Consider the following 5,825-nt stretch of genomic DNA (forward strand, 5'->3'; position numbering starts at 1 on the left):
CGCGAGACGGCGGCGGCCCTGTACGCGTCGTCGGTCCTGGCCGACCTCGCCCCGGCGCCCGACGCGGTCTCGGCCGTGGTCCCCGCCCCGCGCGGCGCGCACGTCGAGGCGGGTGCCGGTGTTCGCTGAACGACTCGACCGCGAGGCGCCCGACCCCGAGGCGGGAGGCGCACGGGAAACCGCCGTGGCCTTCTGCGACCTCGACGAGACCCTCATCGACTGCAAGAGCGGACTGGACTTCCTGCGCCACTACTTCGTCCAGCGGCACGGCGGCGACGGCGCCCGCCGCATCGACGCGTTCCTTGCCGAACTGGCCGACCACGCGGCCCGCGGCGGGCCCCGCGAGGAGACCAACCGCCGCTACCACCGTGCATGGCGCGGCTGCCCGGCCGAGGCCGTGTCGGCCGCGGCCCACGCCTGGTACCGGGAACGCAGCCGGTCCGCCGGCTTCTACCTCCCCGCCACCCTGGCCGCTCTGCGCCGCCACCAGCGGCAGGGAATTCCCGTCGTCCTGGTGTCCGGTTCCTTCCCGCTCCTGCTGCCGGTCGCCGCCCGCGCGGTCGGTGCCGCCCATGCGCTGGGCGCCCGGATGGAACGCTGCGCGGGAGTGCTCACCGGCGAACTGATCGGCCCCCCGGCCATCGGTGAGGGAAAGCGCGCCCTGGTCCGCCGGTTCCTCGCCGAGCGACCGCACCTCGACCCCGCCGACTGCTGGGCCTACGGCGACCACCCGTCGGACCTGCCCATGCTCCAGGAGGTGGGACACGCGATGCTGGTCGGGGCCGACGGCTCACATGCCCCTGTGGTGGCAGGTGGTGCCGCGTGACGCAACGGCGGCCGGACTCACGTGACTTCGAGGTTGGCCATCATGCCCATGTCCTCGTGCTCCGCGTTGTGGCAGTGGAAGAGGTAGCGGCCGCGGTAGCCGTCGAAGCGGGTGATGATCTCGGCTGATTCGCCCGGGCGCAGCGAGATCGTGTCCTTGAGGCCCGCGTCGTGGGGGAGCGGGGCGCCGCCGCCGCGGGCCAGCACGCGGAAGCCGACCAGGTGCAGGTGGACGGGGTGGTGGACGTCGGCGATCAGCCGCCACACCTCGACGTCGCCGAGACGGACGGTCACGTCGGTGCGGGCGGGGTCGAACGGCTTCCCGTCGATCAGCCAGCCGTGCCCGCCGTGCATCCGCCCGGCGCGGAAGGCGATCTCGCGTACCCGGGTGGCCTGCGATCTGCTCCAGTGCGGAAGGTCCGTGGACAGGACGTGCGGGACGCGGCTGTGGTCGGTGGCCTTGCGTGCGACGCGGAAGGCCATCACGTCGCGGGTGCGTCCGGAGCCGAGGCGGTTGACGAGCCGGACGCGGTCGCCGACCGGGACGCCGCTGAAGTCGACGACCACGTCGTAGCGTTCGGCCGGTGCCATCGGCAGGCGGGTGTGGGTGACCGGTGCGGCGAGCAGGCCCTGGTCGGCGCCGATCTGGACGAGGTCGAGCCGGCGTCCGTCGTCGGTGACCGCTTCGAGTGCGTAGTGCCGGGCGTTCGAGGCGTTCAGGAGGCGCAGCCGGTACCGGGCCGCGTCGACCTCGTGCACGGGCCAGGGGGCGCCGTTGACCAGGATCACGTCGCCCAGGACCCCGGCGAGGTAGGGCTCGTGCACCCCGGGGCGTTCACGCAGGGTCGGGTCGAGGGACGGGTAGGCGAGGCTGCCGTCCGCCGCGAAGGCGCGGTCCGCGATCATGAGCGGCAGTTCGCGCCGTCCCGCCGGCAGGCCGAGCGCGTCCTCGGCGTCGTCGCGGACGAGATGGAGTCCGGCCAGGCCCCGCCAGATCGCGGGGGCGGTGAAGTCCATCCGGTGGTCGTGGTACCAGAGCAGCGTCGGCCGCTGGTGCAGGGGGAACGTGTAGGTGCGCGTCAGCCTGGTCGTCACGGCCCGGGGGTCGTGCATGCCGCCTGTCCCGCCCATACCGGCCATGTGTTCCGCATGTCCCGAGTGCTCCATGCCCTCCATGGGGTCCCATCCCCCGGGCAGGACCAGGTCCGTCGGGTAGCCGTCGGAGCTCGCCGGGGTCCGGCCGCCGTGCAGGTGGACCACGGTCGGCACCGGCAGCTCGTTACGGTGCCGGACGCGGGCCGGGCGGCCGCGGCGCGACTCGATCGTCGGGCCCGGGAAGGTGCCCCCGTACGTCCACATCGGAGTCCGTACGCCCGGCAGGATCTCCACGGACGCCTCGCGCTGCGTGATCTCGTAGTGGTCCGTGCCGCCGGAGGTGCTGACGGGTGCCAGTACGCCGGGGATCGGCAGCGGTACCCGGAACGCGGGCGGCAGCGGGACCCCACTGCGCAACTTGTCGCCGGTGACCGCGGGGCGGCGGCCCAGCGCGGCCGCGGTCGACAGCCAGGCGGCCGCCGTCAGCCCGAGCGCGCCGCCGACGCCGAGTGCCTGGCGTCGGGTCATGTTCGTCCTGCCCGTCATGTCGCTTCCTCTCGCAACGGCCCGCGCCATACGGCGATGAACACCACGGCGAGCGCGGCCACCGTCAGCACGCCCAGCGGCAGGTGCAGCCACAGCGCGCCTGCCATCCCGGCGAAGTACTGCACCGTCTCGGCCGCGACCAGCGCCAGCGTGGCGGCGAACGGCCAGGCGCGACGCAGCCGGATCCAGACGACGAGCGCCGCGATCAGCTGGACGTAGCCGAGGGACGTGGTGACGTTGGCGCCGATCTCGTGCAGGCGCAGGCCGTCGTAGTCGCCGCTCAAGAAGACCCCGGCGAAGGCCGGTTGGCCGAAGATCGCGACGAGGTGCAGGCTGACGAGGGCCCGCAGGACCCACACGCTGGGTCTGTCGGCCGCTGTGGCCATGAGATTCACCCGCCTCAACTCCTGTGTACTGCCCGTGTGTTCGGGATCGGTTTGAAGTTATGGCGGGCGAGTTATCTTGTCCAAGACCAATATGGCCATGTAGTTATGACGGGGGAGGCATGAGGCGTGGATCTGAACTCGCTCCGGCAGTTCCTGGTGGTGGCGCGGCTGGAGCACCTCAGCCGGGCGGCCGCCGAACTGCGCGTGGCCCAGCCGTCGTTGAGCCGCACCATCGGCCGCCTGGAGAGCGAACTCGGCACCCCGCTGTTCGACCGGTCCGGGCGGCTCCGGCTGAACGACACGGGCCGGCTCTTCCGCGGTTACGTGGAACGCTCCCTCGGTGAACTCGACGCGGGGCGGCGCGCCGTCGCCGAGGCGGCCGGCGAGGGCGTGGGCACGGTGCGGCTGGCGTCGGAGACGTTCCTCACTCTCACCGGGCCGCTCGCCGCGTACAAGCGGGCTCATCCCGACCTGGAGATCGAGCTCCAGTGGTCGGCCGCCGAGGACATGGCGCACCGCCTGCGGGCCCAGGACGTGGACCTGTGCGTCGCCTCGCAGCCGATCCGGGCCGAAGGCCTCGCATCGGTCCAACTGCTCGACGAAGAGGTCGGGTTGGCCACGGCACTCGACCATCCGCTGGCCGGGCGCGCCGCCGGCGACCGGGTCGGCATCGAGGAGCTCGCGGAGCTGCCCTTCGTCGCCGCCCGCCCGGGGCACTGGCAGCGGCGCCTGCTCGACCGGCTCTTCGCGGCCCGGGGCCTCACCCCGCGCATCGTGTGCGAGGTCGACGAACTCGTCGCCATCGCCGCCCTGATCAGCGCGGGGCTCGGCGTCGGCCTGGTCCCCGCCCTCGCCGCGCGACGCTCACCCGCCACCGCCCCGCTGACCTGGATCGGGATCGACGGCCCGGACTGCCGCCGCACCCTCACCCTGTTCTGGGGCGCGGACAGCCACCTGCCGACGGCAGCCCGGCTGATGCGCACCACCATCGCTGCATGGGGCTGGAGCGACGAGGAACCGTGGGCCGAAGCCCGATAGCCCGTGGTGCAACCGGATGTGCCCGCACCGCGTGTGGTCCTACAGTGCTGACAGGTGTCTGTCGGACGTGCGTGCACGGGGAGGCCGTGGTGGGCAACGATGCGGGGGCGGCGCTCGCCGAGCGCATCGCCGCGTACAGAGGGGGATCGGGCGACCCCCGGAAGATGGTCGGGGAGCTGCGGCGTGCCGCGCTCCTCGTACCGCTCGACGGCGGCCGGCTGTGGACGGGCCACCTGGGCGGGGTGCGCTGGATCTACGCGTTCACCGGCGAGGAGGCCCTTGCCCGGTTCGCGCGCAGTCGGGGCGAAGGCCAACGGGACCGGGAGTACGCGCAGTTGCTGGGCGCCCGGCTGCTCGACGAGATCGTGCCCGCGATGGGTGAGCCCGCGGGGGTGGCCGTCGACGTCGCCGACGAGGACGGGGCCATGCTCTTCCCGCCGGTTCTCGGGATCGTGCCGGAGGCGGCGGCCGTGGACCGTGAGCCCGACGACCGTACGGAGGAGGGCTGATGGGCGGCGACGGCGCGGACCTGCACGTCGATCCGGACAGTGTGCGACGCATCACGACCGGGCTGAGCGAGGCCATCGGAGAGCTGGGCGAGGTGGGCGACGCCACCGGCTCCGTCATGGGCAAGGGCTTCTCGCAGCTGGCGATGACCGGGATGGAGGCCGGTCACCACGGCCTGTCCGTCGACTTCGAGGACTACTGCGAGCGCTGGGAGTGGGGCGTGCGCGCGCTGGTCCAGGACGCCAACGCGATCGCGCAGAAGCTGGGTCTCGCGGCGGGTCTCGTCTGGGAGGAGGACCGGTACGTCGAGACCACGTTCAAGTACGGGCTGAACGCGATCGCGGGCGGCAACCCGGACGCCACGGAGGAGGACCTCGCCAAGCAGAGCTGGGGCGACGTGGCCAAGCCTGACTGGCTCGACCCCGACTACAGCGCCAAGTCCTTCAAGGAGGCGGGTGACGAGGCGTTGCAGACGTGGAAGGACACCGGCCGGTCGCTGGTGACGGAGGGCAGGGGCGGGATGCAGTCCGACCTGCTCAACGACGCCCTCGGCGTCGACCAGAAGCAGTTCGACCAAGCGGTGGACGACACCTTCGGGCCCTCGCCCGAGGAGCGCGCACGGCAGGCGCAGCAGGGTGACGGCGACGGGGGCAACTAGCTGTGGGCATCGGTGACTTCGTCAGGGACCTCACGCCGGACTCGGTGGAGCACGCCGTCGAGGACGGTGTCGAATGGGCAGGCAACCGGGTCGAGGACGCCGGCAACTGGGCGGCGGACCGGCTCGACGACGTCGGCTGGGAGTCGGGCGCCGACTGGGTGCGCGACAAGTCCCGTTCGGTCGCCAACCGGATGGGCGCGGAAGTCGACGAGATGGACCTCGGGCAGACCGAGGACAAGACCAAGCTGATCTACGGGAGCCCCGGCAAGCTGCGCTCCACAGCGGGCCATCTGGCCGATTTCCACAAGGCGTTCAACAACGTGGGCCTCGGCCTCGAAGGGCTCGACTCCGAAACCCTCAAGGGGCAGGCGGCGGACGCCTTCCGCAAGACCGTGAAGATCGAGCCGCCCAAGTGGTACAAGGGCGCCGACGCCTTCGAGGACGCCGCGAAAGCCCTGGAAGCCTTCGCCGACACGGTCACCTGGGCGCAGAACCAGGCGCAGAGCGCGATCGACAAGTGGAAGGCCGGGACGGCGGCGTCCGAGAAGGCCGCCGACGCGTACAAGGGCAAGGTCGACGACTACAACAAGGCCGTCGACCAGTACAACGACAAGCCCGCCGACAAGCGTGACCCCGCTCAACTGCCGCCCAAACCAGGTGAGTTCACAGATCCCGGCAAAGCGCAGATGAAAGAGGCGCAGGACATCCTCGCCGAGGCGCGCAGGCAGCGCAACGCGGCGGCCGAGACCGCGCGCGCCGCCGTCGCCCGC

7 protein-coding genes are annotated in these 5,825 nt (G+C 72.2%); 5 read left to right on the forward strand and 2 right to left on the reverse strand.

All coding sequences use genetic code 11. From position 1 onward, the window contains the following. Positions 1-118 precede the first annotated feature (118 nt). Positions 119-826 carry an HAD family hydrolase gene (locus G3I40_RS32345; protein ID WP_343245085.1) on the forward strand — a complete coding sequence of 236 codons (708 nt, stop codon included), beginning with the start codon at positions 119-121 and terminating at the stop codon, positions 824-826. A gap of 17 nt (positions 827-843) precedes the next feature. On the opposite strand, the gene G3I40_RS32350 is transcribed toward G3I40_RS32345, so the two are convergent. Then, positions 844-2,466 carry a multicopper oxidase family protein gene (locus G3I40_RS32350; RefSeq protein WP_164306179.1) on the reverse strand — a complete coding sequence of 541 codons (1,623 nt, stop codon included), beginning with the start codon at positions 2,464-2,466 and terminating at the stop codon, positions 844-846. Then, entirely contained in the window at positions 2,463-2,852 is a 390-nt protein-coding gene (locus G3I40_RS32355; RefSeq protein ID WP_164306180.1) for a hypothetical protein, read from the reverse strand. Before G3I40_RS32355 ends, G3I40_RS32350 begins: the two co-directional genes overlap by 4 nt. A gap of 126 nt (positions 2,853-2,978) precedes the next feature. Between G3I40_RS32355 and G3I40_RS32360 the strand changes: the two genes are divergently transcribed. The 4 genes from G3I40_RS32360 to G3I40_RS32375 all read left to right on the forward strand — a co-directional run. Continuing rightward, positions 2,979-3,890, forward strand: a complete 912-nt coding sequence (locus tag G3I40_RS32360; protein ID WP_164306181.1) for a LysR substrate-binding domain-containing protein — start codon at positions 2,979-2,981, stop codon at positions 3,888-3,890. 89 nt (positions 3,891-3,979) lie between these two features. After that, positions 3,980-4,399, forward strand: coding sequence for an SseB family protein (locus G3I40_RS32365; protein WP_343245086.1), 420 nt, complete (start codon positions 3,980-3,982; stop codon positions 4,397-4,399). Further along, the gene (locus G3I40_RS32370; protein ID WP_164306183.1) at positions 4,399-5,055 is read left to right on the forward strand and encodes a hypothetical protein; all 657 of its coding nucleotides are present in this window, start codon (positions 4,399-4,401) and stop codon (positions 5,053-5,055) included. The genes G3I40_RS32365 and G3I40_RS32370 overlap by 1 nt, the downstream gene beginning before the upstream one ends. A gap of 2 nt (positions 5,056-5,057) precedes the next feature. After that, on the forward strand, positions 5,058-5,825 hold a 768-nt coding region (locus G3I40_RS32375), incomplete at its 3' end, for a putative T7SS-secreted protein (RefSeq protein WP_343245087.1).

It is taken from the genome of Streptomyces sp. SID14478, from assembly GCF_010548525.1.
In the GTDB taxonomy this organism is placed as follows: Bacteria; Actinomycetota; Actinomycetes; order Streptomycetales; family Streptomycetaceae; genus Streptomyces.